Origin of the sequence: Krasilnikovia sp. MM14-A1004 (assembly GCF_047159485.1) — a bacterium.
Taxonomy (GTDB): Bacteria; Actinomycetota; Actinomycetes; order Mycobacteriales; family Micromonosporaceae; genus Actinoplanes.
Map to the genome: position 1 here is coordinate 5,062,202 of NZ_AP038773.1, position 20,011 is coordinate 5,082,212.

Here is a 20,011-nt window from a genome sequence, read left to right on the forward strand (position 1 = left end):
CGCAGCGAAGGGGCCCGCCGTCCGCGGGCCCCTTCGTCGTGCGGGTGGATCAGCGACCGGAGGTGATCTCCTCGCGCTCCTCGCGGGTCACCGACGGCACGGCGGGCGACACCGGGGCCTCCGCCGGCTTCTCGACCGGGAAGAAGAAGCCCTTGATCGCGGGGCCGAGCGCCCCGACCCGGTTCATCTTCTTCGGTACGACCCAGTCGGCGTAGCCCAGCGGCAACGGGTGGCCGTGGTCGTCCACCGGGCCGAGCGGCTGGTGCACCTCCACGAAGCGCCCGTCCGGCAGCCGCTTGATGATGCCGGTCTCCAGGCCGTGGGCCAGCACCTCACGGTCGTGCTGCTGCAGGCCCAGGCAGATCCGGTACGAGACGTAGTACGCCAGCGGCGGCAGCAGGATCAGGCCGATACGCCCGGCCCAGGTCATCGCGTTCAGGCTGATGTGGAACTTGTCCGCGATGACGTCGTTGCCGCCGGAGATCGTGGCGACCAGGAAGAACGTGAACGCCATGGCGCCAACGCCGGTCCGCTCGGGCGCGTCGCGGGGCCGCTGGAGCAGGTGATGCGTCTGCTTGTCCTTGAGCCGCCGCGCCTCGATGAACGGATAGAACATCGGCACGGTCGTCAGCGCACCCAGCCCCACGACCGCGGGCCAGAACAGCGGCGGAATGCTGTACCCGTCGCCGAACGGCAGGGTGATCTGCCAGGCCGGCATGAGCCGGACCAGGCCGTCCATGAACATGACGTACCAGTCGGGCTGGCTGGCCGACGACACCTCGTACGCCCGGTACGGCCCGAACAGCCAGATCGGGTTGATCTGGAACAGGCCGGCCATCAACGCCACGACGCCGAAGACGGTCATGAAGAAGCCGCCCTGTTTGAGCGCGTACCGCGGGAACATGCGCTCGCCGACGACGTTCGAGTTGGTCCGCATCGGGCCGGGCCACTGGGTGTGCTTCTGCTTGAACACCAGCGCGAGGTGGGCGCTGATGAGACCGAGCAGGCCGGCCGGGATCAGCAGCACGTGCGCGATATAGAACCGGCCGATGATCAGGTGACCGGGGAACTCGCCGCCGAAGACCGACGCCGACAGCCAGGTGCCGATCACCGGGATGGACAGCATGATCGCGGAGGCGATGCGCAGACCCGTGCCGGACAGGCCGTCGTCCGGCAGCGAGTAGCCGGTGAAGCCCTCCAGGAAGCCCAGGAGGAACAGGATCAGGCCGATCGCCCAGTTCGCCTCGCGCGGCTTGCGGAACGCGCCGGTGAAGAACACGCGCGCCATGTGCACCACGATCGAGGCCATGAACAGCAGCGCCGCCCAGTGGTGCAGCTGGCGCATGAACAGGCCGCCGCGTACCTCGAACGACAGGTGCAGCGACGACGCGTACGCCGCCGACATCTCCTGGCCACGCAGCGCCAGGTAGGCGCCGTCGTACGTGACGTCCTGCATCGACGGGTCGAAGAACAGCGTCAGGAAGGTGCCGCTGAGCAGCAGGATGATGAACGAGAACAGCGCGATCTCGCCCAACAGGAAGGACCAGTGGTCGGGGAAGACCTTGTTCAGCAGGCGGCGAAGCGGCGTGGCGACCTGGAATCGTTCGTCGATTCCGGCCGCGGCGGCGCCGGGCATCGCACCGAGGTCCAGCTTTCGGCGCTTCATGGCCGCTCCCAGAAGTCAGGGCCCACGGTCTCGCGGTAATCCTCGCTCGCCACGAAGTATCCCTCAGAGTCCACCGTGATGGGCAGCTGAGGCAGTCTCCGGCTGGCGGGCCCGAAGATCGGCCGGGCGTTGTCGGTGATCAGGAACTGCGACTGGTGGCACGGGCAGAGCAACCGGTTGGTCATCTGCTCGTACAGGCTGGCGGGGCAGCCGGCGTGGGTGCAGATCTTCGAGTACGCGAGGTAGTTGCCCCACATCGCGTTCTTGTTGATCGGCGCCGCGTTCCCCCGCGCCGTCTCCGCGTCGTCCGCCCGCAGGTGGATGAGCAGGGTCGGCGAGTCGGCGAAGTCGTTGGTCGCCCCGCCCGGGATGCCCGGGAAGACCGTGATCTGGCCGCCGACGCTGACGTCTTCGGGCCGGATCGCGCTGCCGTCCTCGCGGGTCAGACGGATCTTCTGGCCGTCCCGCGGGGTGAAGCCGGTGCGGAACAGCGGCGGATCCTGGCCGCGGTCGGGCTTGTGCGGGTTCTTGATCAGACCGCCGATCAGCGGCGCGGCCGCGACCAGCCCGATCGGCGCCAGGCCGAGGGCGACCGCGCCCTTGAGCAGCGGCCGCCGCTGGATGCCCAGCTCGTCGACCGTGAAGAGCATCGTCTGTCCGGTGATCTGCTGATCCTCGGAGCTCGACGCGCCCTCGTGCCGGTCCTGGATCGCGACCTCGTGCGGGAGCAGCTTCTTGGCCCAGGCGAGGATCGCCAGACCGATGCAGAGCAGCGCGATGCCGAGCGAGATCCCCAGGATCGGCGTGTAGTAGTCACTGGGCGTGTTGCCCAGCTTGAACTCCCACGGCCACCAGATGTAGGCGACCACGAACCCGATCGCCATGATCCCGGCGATCACGAACAGCAGGGCGATGGCCCGCTCGATCCGCTTCTCCGCCTTCGTGCCGGGCGCGGGGAACTGCGACTCGTACGTGACGATCTCGATGTCGTCGCGCCGCGCCCCCTCACGCACGATCTCGAAGCGCGACAACCGCGGGTCGCTGAGGTCGACCGGCTGGGTGCCGCCGGTCTGCCCCTCGTCCTTGGTAACGGTCATGGCCGTGCCTTTCTTGTCCTGCTCTCGATGCGCTCGGTCATGACTTGCCCGCGATCCACAGGGTCGTGAAGACCAGGATGGTGATGCCGACCAGGAAGATCGCCAGACCCTCGGTGACCGGCCCGTACCGGCCCAGGTTGAACAGGCCACCCGGGTCCTTGTCCTGCTGGAGCTGGTACGTGATGTAGCTGATGATCTCCCGCTTCTGGTCCGGGGTGATCTCGTTGTCGCCGAACACCGGCATGTTCTGCGGGCCGGTCAGCATCGCGGCGTAGATCTCCTCCGGGGTGGCGTCGTGCAGGCTCGGGGCGAACTTGCCCGAGGACAGCGCGCCACCGGCACCGCCGAAGCTGTGGCAGGAGGTGCAGTTCTGGCGGAACAGCTCACCGCCGCGGGACAGCGCGCCGGCGTCGTCCTCGGGGTCGACGGTCAGCGGCCCGGTCGGCAGCTGCGGCCCACCGCCCAGCTCCTGGATGTACTGGCCGAGCTGCTTGATCGCGTCGGCGCTGAACACCGGCACTTTCTGCTCGGCCTGGGCCTCCTGCCGGACCATCGGCATCCGGCCCGTGCCCACCTGGAACTCCACCGAAGCCGAGCCGACGCCGATCAGGCTGGGTCCGCGACCCTCGACACCGCGGGCGTCGCGCCCATGGCAGGAGATGCAGCTGTTGTCGAACAGCGCCTTCCCCTCCTGCGCGGCGGCGGAGAGCTGGCGGTTGTCCTCCGCGAACGCGCCGGGCGCGAAGGCGGTGTAGACGCCACCGGCCAGAGCGAGCGCGGCGATCATGCGGGTCGCCGCGCCGAGACGCCGGCGCGCCCGGGTGGGTGCCGACCGCCGTCGGCGGAACACCCGGAAACGCCGGCCGGCGGGGGTGTCTGAAGTCATGGGCCTGAGTCCTCTTGAGTTGCGGCCTGGTGGGGACGGGCGGCGGCTACTGCAGCCAATAGATCATGGCGTACAGCGCGATCCACACGATGTCGACGAAGTGCCAGTAGTACGACACGACGATCGCCGACGTCGCCTGCGCCGGGGTGAACCGCCCCATCGTGGTGCGGATCATGTAGACGATGAAGGCGATCAGACCGCCGCACACGTGCAGGCCGTGGAAGCCGGTCGTCAGGTAGAACATCGAGCCGTAGCCGTCTTTGTTCAGCGCGATGCCGTCGGCCACGAGGTTGCGGTACTCGTTCGCCTGGCCGAGCACGAAGATCAGGCCCATCACGAACGTGATGGCGAACCAGCGCCGCAGCGCGAACACGTCGCCCTTCTCCGCCGCGAACACGCCGAGCTGGCAGGTGACCGAGGAGAGCACCAGGATCACCGTGAACGTCGTCGCGTACGGGACGTTCAGCTCGGGGGTGTGCTCTTCCCACATGCGGTAGTCCGCAGCGCGGATCGAGAAGTACATCGCGAACAACGCCGCGAAGAACATGAGTTCGCTGGAGAGCCACACGATCGTCCCGACGCTCACCATGTTGGGGCGCGTCAGCGAGTGGATCCGGCTCTTGTCGATGGCTGGGGCCGCTGTCACGGGCTCATTATTGCCCCGCGATCACCGCAACGTGTCGCGGGGGGCCCAATCCGGTACGTGTCGACGCCCGGTGACCGGGCCACCCCGGCGAAGTCCTAGCCTCAGGTGGTGCAGCTCGTCGAAACCCCCACCCTCGCGGGCGCGGCGGGGGACACTGTCCCGCCGCCGTTCACGGCGACGGAGATCTTCACCCAGATCCGGCTGAACAGCCTGATCGCGCTGGGCCTGCTCGTCGCCGCCGCCCTCTACGCGTACGGGGTGCACCGCCTGCGGCGACGCGGGGACGCCTGGCCGACCGGCCGGTCGGTCGCGTTCCTGCTCGGCGGGCTGGGCTCGATCGCCGCCGTGACGGTCAGCGGGCTGGAGGCGTACGACACCACGCTGCTGTCGGTGCACATGGTGCAACACATGGTGCTGTCCATGGTCGGCCCGATCTTCCTCGCGCTCGGCGCCCCGGTCACGCTGGCCCTGCGTACGCTGGCCCCGCCCGCGCGCCGCAGGCTGCTGAAGGTGCTGCACAGCCGCGTGGTCGGGGTGCTGACCTACCCCCTGGTCGCCTTCGGCCTGTTCGTGGCCAACCCGTTCGTGCTGTATTTCACTGGGCTCTACCGGTACACCCTCGAACACCCGTGGGCGCACGAGTTCATCCACGCCCACTTCATCCTCACCGGCTGCCTGTTCTTCTGGCCGCTGCTGGGCCTGGACCCCCTGCCGAACCGGTGGCCGTACCCGGCGCGGGCGCTGCTGATGGTGCTGTCCGTGCCGTTCCACACCGTGCTGGGCCTGACGATCATGCAGAGCAAGACCCTGCTCGGCGGCGACTGGTACCCGTCGCTGCACCTCGCCTGGGCGGACCCGCAGAACGACCAGGTCGTGGCGGGTGGGGTGCTGTGGGCCGGCGGCGAGATCGTCAGCGTCACCATGCTCGGCATCCTGGTCGTGCAGTGGATCCGCCAGTCCGAGCGCGAGGCCCGCCGCATCGACCGCGCCCTCGACCGCGAGGAGGCCGCCGAGCGCGCCCGCCAGCAGGCCGCTGAGCAGGACCGCGAGCAGAGCGTGGATCCGGGGGAGCAGGACGGCGCGGAACAGGCCCGGCTCGCCGGGACGCAGACGCGCCCGCAACCGGACTCCGAATAACCGGTTCGCTACGATCAGCGGGCAGCTACGAGCGTGGGAGCCGGGCACGACATGAGCGACGCACACAGCCACCGGGACGCAGCCACGGCGCGGACCGAGCCGGAGCGGTACACCATCCTGCTGTACAGCGACGATCCCGCGGTGCGCGACCGCATCCGGCTGGCGATCGGCCAACGGCCCGCCGCCGACCTGACGGTCGAGTTCGTCGACGCGGCCACCTGGGAACAATGCCGGCAGCTGCTCGACGACTACGAGATCGACCTGATGGTCCTCGACGGCGAGGCCGCACCGGCCGGTGGGCTGGGCATCGCCCGCCAGGTGAAGGACGAGTACCGCGTACCGCCGCCCACCTGCGTGGTCATCGCCCGCGCGGCCGACCGCTGGCTGGCCGCGTTCGCCCAGGTCGACGAGACCCTGGTGTACCCGCTCGACCCGGTCACCACCGGTCAGACGGTGGCCGGCATGCTGCGCGCCCGCCGTGCCGGCGCCGTGCCGCTGGGCCAGATCGGCTGATCGTCCACCACCCGCCGTACCCCCGGACGGAGGCCCCGCCATGGGCGCACGCACCTGGCCGAACCTGCTGAGCGCGCTGCTGCGCGGCGAGGAGCTGTCGACCCGGGACACCGCCTGGGCGATGGGCGAGATCATGACCGGCAACGCCACCCCGGTCCAGGTCGCGGGGTTCGCGATCGCGCTGCGCGCCAAGGGCGAGACCCCGGCCGAGCTGGCCGGGCTGGTCGAGGCGATGCTGAGCAACGCCACGCTGGTCCCGCTGCCCGACGACGTGCGCGCCGACGCGGTGGACGTGGTGGGCACCGGCGGTGACCGGGCCCACACCGTGAACATCTCCACTATGGCGGCGGTCGTGGTGGCCGCCAGCGGGGTGCGGGTGGTCAAGCACGGCAACCGGGCCGCCTCCTCCGCCTGCGGCACCGCGGACCTGCTGGAGTACTTCGGCATCCCCCTCGACCTGGGCCCCCGGGGCGTGGCCCGCACGGTGGCCGAGGCGGGGATCGGCTTCTGCTTCGCGGCCCGCTACCACCCCGGCATGCGGCACGCCGCGGTCACCCGCCGGGAGCTGGCCGTACCGACGTTCTTCAACATGCTGGGCCCGCTGACCAACCCCGCGCAGCCGCGCGCGGCGGCGGTGGGCTGCTTCGACCTGCGGATGGCACCGGTGATGGCGCACGTCTTCGCCCGCCGCGGCGACTCGGCGCTGGTGATGCGCGGCGAGGACGGCCTGGACGAGTTCACCACGGCCGCGCCCACCCGGGTCTGGATCGCCCGCGCAGGCACGGTCGAGGAGGCCCTGGTGGACGCCACGGACCTCGGCCTGCCCCGCAGCGCCCCCGGCGATCTGCGCGGCGGTGACGCGGCCTTCAACGCGGACGTGGCGGTGCGGACGTTCGCCGGCGAGAAGGGCCCGGTCCGCGACGCGGTGCTGCTCAACGCGGCCGCGGCGCTGACCGCGCACGCGGGCTTCCCCGGCGGTTTCGCGGACGACATGCGGGCGGGCATCGAGCGCGCCGCGGCGACGGTGGACTCCGGCGCCGCGACGGCACTGCTGGAGCGCTGGGTGGCGGCGGCCCGCGCGGCGAAGGCCGCCGAGCCCGCCTGAGGCGATGATCACGCCCGGCCACGCTGTGCAAAAGATCATCTTGGGTACGGCCTGAGCTGGGCGCGCGACACGCCGGTCAGCGTCCACCGCTGTGCCCCGTTCGCATGACAGCGTTTTGTTCAGGATTTCGGGTAATTCCACCTTCCGGCGAAGAGGAGACACCCGTGCGAGAACGCGAGATGCACTGCGCGACCTGCCGGCGCGACATGGTGTTCGAGATGGCGACAGGCGAGGATGCCGACGACTGCCCCGAGCTGATCTGCCCCGGCTGCGGTACGGCGGAGGTGCTGGTCCCCGCCACGCTGCGGGTCTGGTTCCAGCCCCGCGGCACGTGGGGTCACCGGGTGGCCCCGCAGCAGCGCCGCGCGGCCTGAGCAACGACGACGGCCCGCGTCCCCGGGCGGGGGCGCGGGCCGTCGCGTCGACTACCGGTCAGTGCTCGGCGGGGTGCCGGGTCCCGGAGTAGTACTCGAAGAGCAGGCCGCAGGCCGCGAAGATGACCGAGATCAACCCGGCCCCGACCAGCCACCACATCGTGTAGACCAGGCCGGTCGCGGCGATGGCCGCCGCCAGCGCCAGCCCGAAGGGCCAGTAGCTGCCCGGGCTGAAGAACCCGATCTCCCCGGCGCCCTCGACGATCTCGCCGTCCGGCCGGTCCTCCGGGCGCAGGTCGATGCGGCGCGCCACGAACCAGAAGAACCCGCCGCACATCGCGCAGAGCAGTCCGGACAGGATCAGCGCCACGGTGCCGACCCACTCGGTGTGCTCATTCGCCAGGTGCGTCCACGTCCCGTAGACGGCGGCGGCGCCGAACAGGAAGAGAGCTACCCCGCTGAAGATCTTGTATTCGGTCTTCATCTGGTCCCTACTTCCCGATCGCCGTCTGCGGCTGGTACCAGCTCTGCCCCTGCCGCCGCGTGTCGAGCGGCTTGGTCTTCACGGCGAACGCCTGGTCACCGGTGAAACCGATGACGGCCATCGCCTCCGGCGTGCTGGAGCCGGCCACCTTCGCCTTGATGAACTGGTCGAACCGCTCCGGCGACACCACGACCAGCTCGAACTGCATGAACGCGTGGTACGTCCCGCACAGCTCGGCACACCGGCCGACGTAGCGGCCCTCCTTGTCGAAGGTCACCTCGAACACGTTGCGGGTGTTGCCGGGGAAGACGTCGCGCTTGAACAACATGTCCGGCACCCAGAACGAGTGGATGACGTCCCGGCTGGTCTCCTCGAACCGGATCTTCTTACCGGTGGGCACCACGAGCAGCGGGATCACGTCGGCCGAGCCCACGGTGGAGGCCACCGTACGCCCCTCGGGACCCTGGCCCTCGCGGTAGTTGAACTGCCAGTTCCACTTGAACGCGACGATCTCGACGACCTGGTCCGGGTTCTTCGACAGCTTGTCGACGCTGGTCTGCACGATCGCGGTGTAGTAGAAGAGGATCGCGACCACCAGCACCGGCGTGACCGTGTAGAGCACCTCCATCGGCATGTTGAACCGGGTCTGCACCGGCAGCTCGTCGCCGCGCTTGCGATACCGGATGATGCACCAGAAGATCAGGCCCCACACGAAGAAGCCGACCACGAGCGCCGCGATCACGGACGCGATCCACAGGTCGTACATCTGGTGGCCCTGCGGAGTGATGCCCGTGCCCGGCCATCCGAAGTAGTCGAACTTGGCACCGATACTGTCCGCGGAACAGCCCGCGAGCAGGGTCAGCAGCAACGCCCCACCGACGCCGAGCCCGGCGAGCCGGACTGCTCGTGGCCGTGCGGCCGAACTCTTTACGCCCACCTGCTCCTGCCTCCTATGCAGCGCCGCCTGGCGCCGAGCCCTCATGAGCGCCGCCTGGCGCCGAGCCCTGTGCGCCCTGCGGGGCCGAGCCCTAGGAGCGCTCGATCAGCGCGGATCCGGACACCGGCGGCAAGGCGTCACCGACGGTCGCACATTACTCGACCAGGCCCTACCGTCCCGTTGCGGGGGTCCGATCTTCAGCTCACCCAGGCGTTGCACCGACAAGCTGGACGATACCGTTCCACAGGTGGAATACACGTCCGATCGCGCCCGCGCCGCGACCTACCTGGACGCGGCCACCGCCACCCCGCTGCATCCGGTGGCCCGGCAGGCGCTGCTGGCGGCGCTGGAGGACGGCTGGGCCGACCCCGACCGCCTGTACGCGGGCGCCCGCCGCGCCCGTCAGCTGCTGGACGCCGCGCACGGCGCGGTCGCCGAGGTGCTCGGCGTACGCGCGGACGAGGTGAGCTTCACTGCCGGCGGCACCGCCGCGGTGCACGCCGCGGTCCTGGGCGGCCTGGCCGGACGGCGCCGCGCGGGCACCCGGCTGATCCACTCCGCGATCGAGCATTCCGCGGTCCTGCACGCGGCCGCGCTGCACGGCGACGCCACCGGGGTCGGCGTGGACCGGCTCGGCCGGCTGGACCTGGACGCGTGGCGCGCCGCGGTGGCCGCCCCCGGCGTCGGGCTGGCCGCGCTGATCAGCGCGAGCCACGAGGTGGGCACCGTCCAGCCGGTGACCGAGGCGGCCCGGGCGTGCGCCGCGGCCGGGGTGCCGTTGATGGTGGACGCGGCCCAGTCGCTCGGGCACGCGGACGTGCCCGAGGGCTGGTCGTTGCTGACCGGCAGCGCCCGCAAGTGGGGCGGGCCGCCCGGCGTGGGACTGCTGGTCGTCCGCAAGGGAGTGCGGTGGCTGTCGCCGTACCCCGGTGATGATCGTCATCGGCCGCACCCGGTCGGCGCGCTGGACCTGCCCGCGGTGGTGGCCGCGGCGGCGTCGCTGCGGGCCGTGGCCGCCTCGGCCGCGGCCGAGGCGGCGCGACTGTCCGCCCTGGTCGAACGCATCCGGGCGCGCGTCGCGGCCGACGTGCCCGACGTCGAGGTGGTCGGCGACCCGGTACGGCGGCTGCCGCACCTGGTCACCTTCTCCTGCCTGTACGTCGACGGCGAGGCCCTGCTGCACGCGCTGGACGCCGCCGGGTTCGCGGTCTCGTCCGGCTCGTCGTGCACCGCCTCCACCCTGCGGCCCAGTCACGTGCTGGAGGCGATGGGGGTGCTCAGCCACGGCAACGTCCGGGTCTCTCTGCACCGCGACACCACCGAGGACGGGGTCGAACGCTTCCTGACCGTGCTGCCCGGCATCGTGGCCGACCTGCGTGCCGCCGCCGGGGTGAGCGGGCTGTGATCGTGCTCGACTGCCTCGGCCAGCGCTGCCCGCTGCCGGTGATCGCGCTGGCCCGGCGGCTGCCGCAGGTGCCGGTGGGCGAGGTGGTGCGGGTGCTGGCCGACGACCCGGCCGCGGCCAACGACATCCCGGCGTGGTGCCGCCTCAAGGGCCAGCAGTACGTCGGCGCGGCCGACGGCCCGGGTTACGACGTGCGCCGGGTCAGCTGAGGTAGTCGACCACCGGCGGGACCGGATCCTTGGCCAGGTGGGTGTCCACCACCAGCCGCGGCCCCGGGTACGGCTCGTACTCTGCGCCGCGTTCCAGCACCCGCACCCAGTCGGGGATGCCGTCGTGGTCGCGGGCGGCGTACCGGGCCTCGACGCGGCGGCGGTGCTCCGCGTCGTCGCCGCAGATCACCTCCACCACGCGCAGCGGCACCTCCATCCGCTCCGCCAACTCCACCCACATCTGCCGGGCGGCGCGCACCGGGTTGACCGCGTCGATGATCACACTGTGGCCCATGGTGAGTTGCGTCTCGGCCAGCGCGGCCACCACCGCGTACCCGGCGAAACCGGGGCGCGGCTCGATGACCTCGTAGGCCCGCAGGGTGAAGTCGACGGCGTCGACGGGGAGCACGGCGGCGGGCAGCGCCGCACCGACCTGCCGGGCGAGCGTGCTCTTGCCCACCCCCGGCAGGCCGGCGAAGACGGCCAGCACCATCCGTGGCTCAGGCGGGCAGGTGCGGGATGACCTCGGCGGCGGCCTCGTCGCCGTACGAGTCGGCCAGGCGCTTGGCGAAGAAGTCGCTGCGGACGTCGTACTCCTGCGGGCCGACCGTCTCCAGCACCAGCGCGGCCAGCAGCGAGCCGACCTGCGCGGCCCGCTCCAGCCCGAGTCCCCAGCTCACGGCGGCGAAGAAACCGGCGCGGAAGCCGTCGCCGACGCCGGTGGGATCGCCCACCACGACGTCGCGGGCGACCGGCACGTGGATCCGCTCCAGGCCCTTGCCGGTGATCTCCACGCCGTCCTTGCCGAGCGTGGTGACCCGGATCTTGACGTGTTCCAGCACCTGCACGTCGGTGAGTTCGGCCTTCGTCTCCAGCAGCGACTTCTCGTACTCGTTGGTGAGCAGGTAGTCGGCGCCGTCGATCAGGGTCAGCACGTCGCGGCCGTCCATGCGGGCGAGCTGCTGCGACGGGTCCGCCGCGAACGCGTAGCCCCGGTCCCGGCACTCCTGCGAGTGGCGGATCATCGCGGCGGGGTCGTTGGCGCTGATCAGCACGAGGTCGAGGCCGCCCGCGCGCTGCGCGACAGGGGCGAGCTCGATGTTGCGGGCCTCGGACATCGCGCCCGCATAGAACGAGGCGATCTGGTTGAGGTCGTCGTCGGTGGTGCAGACGAACCGGGCGGTGTGCGCGACCTCGCTGACGTGCACCGAGTCGCAGTCCACGCGGTGCCGTTCGAGCCACGAGCGGTAGTCCGCGAAGTCGGCGCCGACCGCGCCGAGCAGGATCGGCCTCAGACCGAGCTGCCCCATCCCGAACGCGATGTTCGAGGCGACCCCGCCGCGCCGCACGACCAGGTCGTCGACGAGGAAGGACAGCGACACCTTGTGCAGCTGGTCGGCGATCAGCTGGTCGGCGAACCGGCCGGGGAAGTGCATCAGGTGATCGGTGGCGATCGAGCCGGTGACGGCGATCTTCATGAGAACCCTCGTGGTCGGGTCGGCGGGGATTACCGGGAGAGCCTACCGGTCCGACCCCACCGCGACACTCTTACGCCGCCGGGCGGACACAGCACGGCCGCCCCCGGGTAACCGGGGACGGCCGTGTGATGCGTCGGTGCGGTGCGGCTCAGTGGAACGAGTCGCCGCAGGCGCAGGAGTTCTGCGCGTTCGGGTTGTCGATGGTGAAGCCCTGGGCGTCGATGCGGTCCGCGAAGTCGATCGTGGCACCGGCCAGGTACGGCGCGCTCATCCGGTCGACGACCACCTCGACGCCGTCGAAGTCGGAGACGATGTCGCCGTCGAGCGAACGCTCGTCGAAGAAGAGCTGGTACCGCAGGCCCGAGCAGCCGCCCGGCTGCACGGCGATCCGCAGCCGCAGGTCGTCCCGGCCCTCCTGCTCGATCAGGGCCTTGACCTTCACAGCCGCGACGTCGGTCAGGATGACGCCGGTCGGCGCGGCGGCCGGGGCCTCGGTCGACTCGGTGTGCGCTTCAGTGGTCACGTGCGGTTCTCCCTGCGATGGCGGATGGTGCGGTGGAAGAGATACTGCCGTAGTCCACCAACGCTATCCCGCATCCGGGGCATTCCCAATTCGTGGGGCCGAGATGAACGACACCAGGTCAACGGCTCCATTGCCGGGCCAGCCGGGTGCCGACCTCGCGCAGCCCGCGGTCCGGCTCGGCCAGCGCGGTGCGCTCGTCGCCGAAGTGCGCGACCAGGGAGTGCAGCTCGCTCACCCCGGCGTTGGCCGCCTCCCGATGTCCGGTTTCGACCCGTCCGGCCACGATCACGCAGGGCAGACCCCGGTCGCGGGCGCCGCCCGCGATCCCGGCGCACACCTTGCCGCGCAGCGACTGGTGATCGAACGCGCCCTCCCCGGTGACCACCAGGTCGGCCGCGTCCAGCTCGGCGTCCAGGCCGATGAGGTTCATGACCAGGGCGATTCCGGACACGGTACGGCCGCCGAGGGCCAGCAGGGCGGCCCCCACCCCGCCGGCCGCCCCGGCACCGGGACGCGCAGCCAGGCCCGTGGTGCCGAACGCCTGCTCCAGGACTGCCGCGAAGTGCTCCAGGGCGGCGTCCAGGCGCAGCACGTCCGCGCGGGAGGCGCCCTTCTGCGGGCCGTACACGCTGCTGGCGCCGTACAGGCCGGTCAGGGGGTTGTCGACGTCCGTGGCGGCGACCAGGGACACCCGGCGCAGCTGCGGCGCACCCGCCAGGCCCGCCGCGGCGGTGAGTGCGGCGCCGCCGTACGGCAGGGCGTAGCCGGCCGCGTCGACCGGGCTCGCGCCCAGGGCGGCCAGCATCCCGGCGCCGCCGTCGTTGACCGCCGAGCCGCCCAGACCGACGACGACCTCGGCGGCGCCGGCCTCCACGGCGGCCGCCAGCAGCAGGCCCAGGCCGTAGGAGGTGGTCAGGTTCGGGTCGCGTTCGGCGGCGGAGAGCAGGTGCAGGCCGCACGCCTGGGCGCTCTCCACGTACGCGGTGGCGCCCACCAGCAGCAGCTCCCCCGGCACGGGGCGGCCCAGCGGGTCGACCGTACGGACGGGCACCCGGCGGCCGGGCAGCGCCCGGGCGAGGACCTCGACGAAGCCGGGACCGCCGTCGGACAGCGGCCGCTGGACGAGGTCGTCGTCGGGTGCCACGGCGCGCCAGCCCTCGGCCAGCGCGGCGGCGACGCCGGGAGCGGGCAGTGTGCCCGCGAACTTGTCCGGGCAGATCAGGACGCGCACCCCGGGGAACCTACCGGGGCCGCTGCCCGGTGACCCACGCCGGGCGGCCGTGTCCCGGCGGTCGGACACCGGCGTGGGATAGGACACGATTTCTCGCGTGTGACGCTATGGAAACATGGTGTTCGTGACGTCGACCTGGACCGAACCCTCCCCCACCGCGACCGCCCTGCTGCTGCTCGGCCACGGCTCCGACCCGGCCAGCGAGCGCGGCGTCGACTGCCCCGGCGACCTGCCCGCCCCGAGCGACCCCGACCTGGTGGCCCGCGCGGAGGCGGCCAAGGCGGCGCTCGGTGAGCGGGTCTTCGTGCTCGGTCACCACTACCAGCGCGACGAGGTCATCCGGTTCGCGGACGTGACCGGCGACTCGTTCAAGTTGGCCCGGGAGGCAGCGGCCCGGCCGGACGCGGAGTTCATCATGTTCTGCGGCGTGCACTTCATGGCCGAGAGCGCCGACATCCTCACCGGCGACCACCAGCGCGTCGTCCTGCCCGACCTGGCGGCCGGGTGCTCGATGGCCGACATGGCCGTGCTGGGCCAGGTGGAGACCGCCTGGGACCTGTTCACCGACCTCGGCATCGCCGACTCGGTGGTGCCGGTGACGTACATGAACTCGTCGGCCGACATCAAGGGCTTCGTCGGGCGCAACTCCGGGGTGGTCTGCACTTCGTCCAACGCCAAGCGGGCGCTGACCTGGGCGTTCGAGCGGGGCGAGAAGGTGTTCTTCCTGCCCGACCAGCACCTGGGACGCAACACCGCGGTCCTGGAGATGGGCTTCGACCTCGACGACTGCGTGCTGTACGACCCGCACAAGCCGCACGGCGGCCTCACCCCCGAGCAGCTGCGGTCGGCCAAGATGATCCTGTGGCGCGGGCACTGCTCCGTGCACGGCCGGTTCACCCTGGACAGCGTCCGCGAGGTCCGCGAGCGGGTGCCCGGCGTCAACGTGCTCGTGCACCCGGAGTGCCGCCACGACGTGGTCCGCGCCGCCGACCAGGTCGGCTCGACGGAGTACATCATCAAGGCGCTGGAGGCCGCGCCGGCCGGCTCCGCGTGGGCGGTCGGCACGGAGCTGAACCTGGTCCGGCGGCTCGCGCTGGCCCACCCCGACAAACAGATCATGTTTCTGGACCGGACGGTCTGCTACTGCTCCACCATGAACCGCATCGACCTGCCCCACCTGGTGTGGGCGCTGGAGGAACTGGTCGCGGGCCGCGTGCCGAACCAGATCACAGTCGATCCGGACACGGCGCACCACGCACGGGCGGCTCTGGACCAAATGCTCGCCCTGCCGTAGCTGAACGTCACCCAGCGTTACTTTGCGTCACCCGAATGCGCCTCGCGAAATCTTGAGCCATGCTTGAGATCAGCAATTCGTGCCATCCTGAGCATTCTGGTGGTTTCTGCAATCATCACTCAGCGCTATAGTGCCCGGGCGGCGCTTCCCAGGATCTCCCCCGATCCGCGCGCCCCACCCCCCGTTCCTACGGGCGCTGACGCCCCACGCTGGAGGTTGCGTTGACCGACGACGTCCTGGTCGTTCACGGCGGCTCACCGCTGCACGGACAGATCCGCGTCCGTGGTGCCAAGAACCTGGTCTCCAAGGCCATGGTGGCCGCCCTGCTGGGCGAAACCCCCAGCCGCCTGTACGACGTGCCGCGCATCCGCGACGTCGAGGTCGTCAGCGGCCTGCTCGAGCTGCACGGCGTCAAGGTCAGCAAGGGCGAGGACGACGGCGAACTCGTCATGGACCCCACGAACGTGGAGAGCGCCAGCGCCGACGAGATCAACGTGCACGCCGGGTCCAGCCGTATCCCGATCCTGTTCTGCGGCCCGCTGCTGCACCGCCTGGGCCGGGCGTTCATCCCGGACCTCGGCGGCTGCCACATCGGCCCGCGCCCGATCGACTTCCACATCCAGGCGCTGCGGCAGTTCGGCGCGATCGTCGACAAGACGCCCGAGGGCATGCATCTGACCGCGCCCAACGGCCTGCACGGCACGAAGCTGGAGCTGCCGTACCCCAGCGTCGGCGCCACCGAGCAGGTACTGCTCACGGCCGTCCGGGCCGAGGGCGTCACCGAGCTGCGCAACGCCGCGGTCGAGCCGGAGATCATCGACCTGATCTGCGTCCTGCAGAAGATGGGCGCGATCATCACGGTGCACACCGACCGGGTCATCGAGATCAAGGGCGTGCCCCGCCTGCACGGCTACCAGCACAAGCCGATCCCGGACCGGATCGAGGCCGCCAGCTGGGCCGCCGCGGCGCTGGCCACCCGCGGTGAGATCGAGGTGCTGGGCGCCCAGCAGGCCGACATGATGACGTTCCTGAACGTGTTCCGCTCCGTGGGCGGACAGTTCGAGGTCACCGACGCCCGCGCCACGCGTCCCGGGGTACCGGGCACCGAGGGCGGCATCCGCTTCTGGCACCCGGGTGGCGAGCTGCAGGCCGTCGCGCTGGAGACCGACGTCCACCCGGGCCTCATGACCGACTGGCAGCAGCCGCTGGTCGTCGCGCTGACCCAGGCCCGCGGCCTGTCGATCGTCCACGAGACCGTGTACGAGCAGCGCCTGGGCTACACCGAGGCGCTGGGCAAGATGGGCGCCACCATCCAGGTGTACCGGGACTGCCTCGGCGGCACCCCGTGCCGGTTCGGCCGGCGCAACTTCAAGCACTCCGCGGTCATCGCCGGACCGGCCAAGCTGCACGCCGCCGACCTGGTCATCCCCGACCTGCGGGCCGGCTTCAGCCACCTGATCGCGGCGCTGGCGGCCGAGGGCACGTCCCGGGTGTACGGCGTGGATCTGATCAACCGCGGCTACGAGGACTTCGAGGGCAAGCTGGCGGCGCTCGGCGCCCGCGTCGAGCGGCTCTGAGCGCCGGACTGCGCACGCTGGGCATGCCCTCGTGGCCCTCGCTTCGCTCGGTGCGCTCGGTCATGCCGCGCCAGCTGGGCATGCCCTCGTGGCCCTCGCTTCGCTCGGTGCGCTCGGTCATGCCGAGGGACGGGGTGCACAGCGAGGGTGACGCGGGCAGCTAGGCTTTGCGGGTGCCCTCGCTGTTTCGCCGCAAGTCCACCGACGTCGTCTCCGACGCGATCGAATCCGTGACGCCGGAGGCCGCCGAGCCGTCCCGGCCGAAGAGCTACACCCCCAGCAAGAAGGAGTTGGGCCAGGCCACTCCGAAGCGGGCCGCCACGGGCCGCCGGATGGCCGAGGCCACGCCGCCGGCCAACCGGCGCGAGGCGTACAAGCAGATGCGGGAGCGTCAGCGCCAGGATCGGGCCGACGCCGCCGAGGGGATGCGCCAGGGCGACGAGCGGTACTTGCTGGCCCGCGACCGCGGCCCGGAACGGGCGCTGGTCCGCAACATCGTCGACTCCCGGCGTACGGTCGGCACCTGGTTCTTCGCCGGGGCGCTGATCGTCCTGATCGGCTCGTCGGGACGGATGCCGGCCGCGGTGCAGCTGGGCGCGAACGTGCTCTGGCTGCTGCTGGCTCTCGGTGTGATCGTGGACAGCGTCCTGATCGCCCGGCGGGTCAAGCGGCTGATCGGCGAGCGGTTCCCGAAGACCACCCAGCGGATGGGCTCGCTGTACCTGTACGGCATCATGCGCGGGCTGACGTTCCGCAAGATGCGCGTCCCGAAGCCGCAGATCGAGATCGGCACCAAGGTCTGACGACCCCCGACACGCGAAACGCCCCCGGAAGCCCATGGCTCCGGGGGCGTCGCTTTGCGGGCCCGCTCACGAGGTAGGCCCCGCCGCACCACACCCGCACCCCGGCGCTGCACCGAACGGCTCCGCGGCACGGCCAGGCTTGCGGGATCGGATCGGCGGCGCCGCAGTCCTGCCTCGGCGCTCCACGGGGGCCTGCATTCGAGAGACGGGACAGATGTACGTATCGGTGCGCGACCGCCCGGCGGCGAAGACCGGTGGCGTGGCGGGCCGGATCGCCACCACCGTCCTGCTGCTCGGCGTCGTCAGCATGCTCACCGACGTCTCCTCCGAGATGGTCGCCGCGGTCCTGCCGCTGTACCTCACCGCCCAGGCCGGGCTCGGCTACCTCGGGTACGGCCTGGTCGACGGGGCGTACCAGGGGGTCAGCGCGCTGGTCCGGATGGCCGGCGGATACGCGGGCGACCGCAGCGACCGGGCCAAATGGGTCGCGGTGATCGGGTACGGCATGTCGGCGCTCAGCAAGATCGCCCTGCTGCCCGCGAACGGCCTGGCCGCCATCACCGCGGTGATCACGGCGGACCGCCTCGGCAAGGGGCTGCGGACCGCGCCGCGCGACGCGCTGATCGCCGACGCCTCCCCGCCACACGCGCTGGGCCGGGCGTTCGGGGTGCACCGGATGCTGGACACGATCGGTGCCGCGCTCGGACCGCTGGTCGCCTTCCTGCTGCTGGCCGCCGTGCCCCGGGGCTACGACGCGGTGTTCGTGGTGGCGTTCGCGGTCGCCGCGGTCGGCCTCGCCGTGCTGATCCTGCTCGTGCCCGACCGGCGCACCAACCGGGGCACCCGGGTCCGGCTGGGCGACGTGCTGCGCGAGGTGACCGGGCCGCGGCTGCGCCGGCCGTTGCTGGCCTGCGCGCTGCTCGGCGCGGTCACGATCGGCGACGGCTTCCTCTATCTGGCGGTGCAGCAGCAGGACCGGCTGGACGTCCGGTGGTTCCCGCTGCTGTTCGTCGGCACGAACCTGGCGTACCTGCTGCTGGCGCTGCCGCTGGGCCGCCTGGCCGACCGGCTGGGCCGGGGCCGCGTCCTACTGGCGGGCCACATCGCCCTGCTCGCCGCCTACCTGGTGGCGGCCGGTCCGGCCCGCGGCCCGGTCACGCTCGTGGCCGTGCTGGCGCTGCTGGGTACGTTCTACGCCGCCACCGACGGCGTGCTGCCGGCGCTGGTGAGCCGCCTGGTCGCCGCCGAGACCCGGACCAGCGGGATCGCCGCCGCCCAGACCGTCACGGTTCTCGCCCGTTTCGCCGCGTCGGTCGCGTTCGGTGCACTATGGTCGGCCGTCGGGGCGCGTCCGGGACTGCTGGTGTTCGCGATGCTGCTGGCCACGGCGCTGCCGGTGGCCGCCGTTCTGCTGCGCGGCGCGACCCTGCCGACGGGCCTGCCGGGTCGCGCCCGCGGCGGCCCGAACCCGAGCCCGTCCGAGCCCGTGGCCCCGGCGGCCGATCCGACCGCACGCCCGTGACACGAAGGCACCGCGGCCGGCCGCACCGCTGACATCCGGACGGAGGCCGATGAACGACGGCACGGCGGATGACCCGCACGGGGTCGTCGGCCGCGGGCGGGGTCGCGGCCGGCTCGTGGCCGTACTCGTCGTGGTGCTGGTGGCCGTGCTCGGCGCTGTCGCGTACGTGATCCACGCCCGGCGGGAGTCCCAGCGCGCGAGCGACCGGGCGCCGCGCGCCGCCACCGGCGGCGACTGGGCGAGCGTGTCGGCCGGGCCGCACGTGGTGTTCCGCAACACCGGCGCCGGGCCCGACCAGGGCAGGGTCGCCGTGGTGCCGCTGGGCGACCCGGCCGGGCCGCGGGCGCTCACCCCGGCCAGCTGCGACCGGGTCGACGCCACGCGGGTACGCGCGGTCTGCCTGTCCGCGCACACCGTCCTGACCACCCGCAGCTACCAGGTACGCCTGCTGCGGCCCGACTGGTCGACCGAGCGGGACCTGGGCCAGCTCGCCGGCCTGTACAGCCGGACCCGGCTCTCCCCAGACGCCGGCCTCGCCGCGGTCACGGCCTTCGTGTACGGCGACTCGTACACCAGCCCCGGCACGTTCTCCACCCGCACCACGATCACCCCGGCGGCCGGTGGGGCACCCGTCGACCTGGAGAAGTTCGAACTGGTGGTGGACGGGAAGGTCCGGCGTGACAGGGACCGCAACCTGTGGGGCGTGACGTTCGCCGACGACGACCGCTTCTACGCCACCGCCCTGGTCGGCGGCAGGACCTGGCTGGTGCGGGGCAGCGTCGCGGACCGGCGGCTCACCGCACTGTACGAGGACGTGGAATGCCCTTCGCTGTCCCCGGACGGCACGCGGATCGCGTACAAGAAGCATGATGATCTGCCCGACGGCCAGTGGCGGCTCACCGTGCTGGACCTCGCGACCGGGCGGCAGACCCCGCTGGCCGAGACCCGCAGCGTCGACGACCAGCCGGAATGGCTCGACGACCGGCACGTCCTGTACGGCCTGCAGTCCGGTCCCGAGGAGGCCCGGACCACCGACGTCTGGATGGCCGACGCGGACGGCGGCGGCACCCCGCAGCTGTTCATCCCCCACGGCTGGTCGCCCGCGGTCGTCCGGTGAACCCCGC

The 20,011-nt window shown here is 71.7% G+C and carries 21 protein-coding genes; 11 read left to right on the top strand and 10 right to left on the bottom strand.

Annotation, left to right across the window (positions count from 1 at the left end):
- Positions 1-49 precede the first annotated feature (49 nt).
- The 4 genes from ACMCNN_RS21560 to ACMCNN_RS21575 are packed head-to-tail and all read right to left on the bottom strand — an operon-like array spanning position 50 to position 4,295.
- The gene (locus tag ACMCNN_RS21560) at positions 50-1,666 is read right to left on the bottom strand and encodes a cytochrome b (RefSeq protein WP_412742324.1); all 1,617 of its coding nucleotides are present in this window, start codon (positions 1,664-1,666) and stop codon (positions 50-52) included.
- Positions 1,663-2,763, bottom strand: a complete 1,101-nt coding sequence (locus ACMCNN_RS21565; protein WP_412742325.1) for a ubiquinol-cytochrome c reductase iron-sulfur subunit — start codon at positions 2,761-2,763, stop codon at positions 1,663-1,665. The genes ACMCNN_RS21560 and ACMCNN_RS21565 overlap by 4 nt, the downstream gene beginning before the upstream one ends.
- A gap of 37 nt (positions 2,764-2,800) precedes the next feature.
- Positions 2,801-3,649, bottom strand: coding sequence for a c-type cytochrome (locus tag ACMCNN_RS21570; RefSeq protein WP_412742326.1), 849 nt, complete (start codon positions 3,647-3,649; stop codon positions 2,801-2,803).
- A 46-nt stretch (positions 3,650-3,695) separates the two neighbouring features.
- Positions 3,696-4,295, bottom strand: coding sequence for a heme-copper oxidase subunit III (locus ACMCNN_RS21575; protein ID WP_412742327.1), 600 nt, complete (start codon positions 4,293-4,295; stop codon positions 3,696-3,698).
- 108 nt (positions 4,296-4,403) lie between these two features.
- On the opposite strand from ACMCNN_RS21575, the gene ACMCNN_RS21580 reads away from it, so the two are divergent.
- The 4 genes from ACMCNN_RS21580 to ACMCNN_RS21595 all read left to right on the top strand — a co-directional run bounded on the left by ACMCNN_RS21580 (position 4,404) and on the right by ACMCNN_RS21595 (position 7,424).
- Positions 4,404-5,432 carry a cytochrome c oxidase assembly protein gene (locus tag ACMCNN_RS21580; RefSeq protein ID WP_412742328.1) on the top strand — a complete coding sequence of 343 codons (1,029 nt, stop codon included), beginning with the start codon at positions 4,404-4,406 and terminating at the stop codon, positions 5,430-5,432.
- Between the two features lie 51 nt (positions 5,433-5,483).
- Positions 5,484-5,945 (top strand): hypothetical protein, encoded by a 462-nt coding sequence (locus ACMCNN_RS21585; RefSeq protein WP_412742329.1) that lies wholly within the window; start codon positions 5,484-5,486, stop codon positions 5,943-5,945.
- A 40-nt stretch (positions 5,946-5,985) separates the two neighbouring features.
- Positions 5,986-7,050 carry an anthranilate phosphoribosyltransferase gene (gene trpD, locus ACMCNN_RS21590; protein WP_412742330.1) on the top strand — a complete coding sequence of 355 codons (1,065 nt, stop codon included), beginning with the start codon at positions 5,986-5,988 and terminating at the stop codon, positions 7,048-7,050.
- Between the two features lie 164 nt (positions 7,051-7,214).
- Positions 7,215-7,424, top strand: a complete 210-nt coding sequence (locus ACMCNN_RS21595) for a hypothetical protein (RefSeq protein WP_412742331.1) — start codon at positions 7,215-7,217, stop codon at positions 7,422-7,424.
- A gap of 58 nt (positions 7,425-7,482) precedes the next feature.
- On the opposite strand, the gene ACMCNN_RS21600 is transcribed toward ACMCNN_RS21595, so the two are convergent.
- Entirely contained in the window at positions 7,483-7,908 is a 426-nt protein-coding gene (locus tag ACMCNN_RS21600) for a cytochrome c oxidase subunit 4 (protein ID WP_412742332.1), read from the bottom strand.
- 7 nt (positions 7,909-7,915) lie between these two features.
- Positions 7,916-8,890, bottom strand: coding sequence for a cytochrome c oxidase subunit II (coxB, locus tag ACMCNN_RS21605; protein ID WP_412742333.1), 975 nt, complete (start codon positions 8,888-8,890; stop codon positions 7,916-7,918).
- A 202-nt stretch (positions 8,891-9,092) separates the two neighbouring features.
- On the opposite strand from coxB, the gene ACMCNN_RS21610 reads away from it, so the two are divergent.
- Together ACMCNN_RS21610 and ACMCNN_RS21615 are read left to right on the top strand one after the other, a co-directional pair.
- A complete protein-coding gene (locus ACMCNN_RS21610; RefSeq protein WP_412742334.1) occupies positions 9,093-10,250 on the top strand; it encodes a cysteine desulfurase family protein in 1,158 nt (385 codons plus the stop codon).
- Positions 10,247-10,459, top strand: coding sequence for a sulfurtransferase TusA family protein (locus ACMCNN_RS21615; protein WP_130511425.1), 213 nt, complete (start codon positions 10,247-10,249; stop codon positions 10,457-10,459). Before ACMCNN_RS21610 ends, ACMCNN_RS21615 begins: the two co-directional genes overlap by 4 nt.
- Here the strand turns inward: ACMCNN_RS21615 and ACMCNN_RS21620 are convergent.
- The 4 genes from ACMCNN_RS21620 to ACMCNN_RS21635 all read right to left on the bottom strand — a co-directional run bounded on the left by ACMCNN_RS21620 (position 10,452) and on the right by ACMCNN_RS21635 (position 13,691).
- A complete protein-coding gene (locus ACMCNN_RS21620) occupies positions 10,452-10,952 on the bottom strand; it encodes an AAA family ATPase (RefSeq protein WP_412742335.1) in 501 nt (166 codons plus the stop codon). The genes ACMCNN_RS21615 and ACMCNN_RS21620 overlap by 8 nt on opposite strands.
- Before the next feature lie 7 nt (positions 10,953-10,959).
- Entirely contained in the window at positions 10,960-11,937 is a 978-nt protein-coding gene (locus ACMCNN_RS21625) for a carbohydrate kinase family protein (RefSeq protein WP_412742336.1), read from the bottom strand.
- Positions 11,938-12,085: 148 nt separating this feature from the next.
- Positions 12,086-12,460: an iron-sulfur cluster insertion protein ErpA gene (gene erpA / locus ACMCNN_RS21630; protein WP_412742337.1), complete on the bottom strand. Its 375-nt coding sequence runs from the start codon at positions 12,458-12,460 to the stop codon at positions 12,086-12,088.
- 118 nt (positions 12,461-12,578) lie between these two features.
- The gene (locus ACMCNN_RS21635) at positions 12,579-13,691 is read right to left on the bottom strand and encodes a glycerate kinase (protein WP_412742338.1); all 1,113 of its coding nucleotides are present in this window, start codon (positions 13,689-13,691) and stop codon (positions 12,579-12,581) included.
- A 115-nt stretch (positions 13,692-13,806) separates the two neighbouring features.
- Here ACMCNN_RS21635 and nadA point away from each other — a divergent pair, with 115 nt between their 5' ends.
- The 5 genes from nadA to ACMCNN_RS21660 all read left to right on the top strand — a co-directional run bounded on the left by nadA (position 13,807) and on the right by ACMCNN_RS21660 (position 20,004).
- Entirely contained in the window at positions 13,807-14,985 is a 1,179-nt protein-coding gene (gene nadA / locus ACMCNN_RS21640) for a quinolinate synthase NadA (protein WP_412742339.1), read from the top strand.
- 221 nt (positions 14,986-15,206) lie between these two features.
- A complete protein-coding gene (gene murA, locus ACMCNN_RS21645; RefSeq protein ID WP_412742340.1) occupies positions 15,207-16,562 on the top strand; it encodes a UDP-N-acetylglucosamine 1-carboxyvinyltransferase in 1,356 nt (451 codons plus the stop codon).
- Positions 16,563-16,735: 173 nt separating this feature from the next.
- Positions 16,736-17,365 (top strand): DUF3043 domain-containing protein, encoded by a 630-nt coding sequence (locus tag ACMCNN_RS21650; RefSeq protein WP_412742341.1) that lies wholly within the window; start codon positions 16,736-16,738, stop codon positions 17,363-17,365.
- 214 nt (positions 17,366-17,579) lie between these two features.
- Positions 17,580-18,887, top strand: a complete 1,308-nt coding sequence (locus ACMCNN_RS21655) for an MFS transporter (protein WP_412742342.1) — start codon at positions 17,580-17,582, stop codon at positions 18,885-18,887.
- Between the two features lie 49 nt (positions 18,888-18,936).
- On the top strand, positions 18,937-20,004 hold the full coding sequence (locus ACMCNN_RS21660; protein WP_412742343.1) for a TolB family protein: 1,068 nt from the start codon (positions 18,937-18,939) through the stop codon (positions 20,002-20,004).
- Positions 20,005-20,011 lie beyond the last annotated feature (7 nt).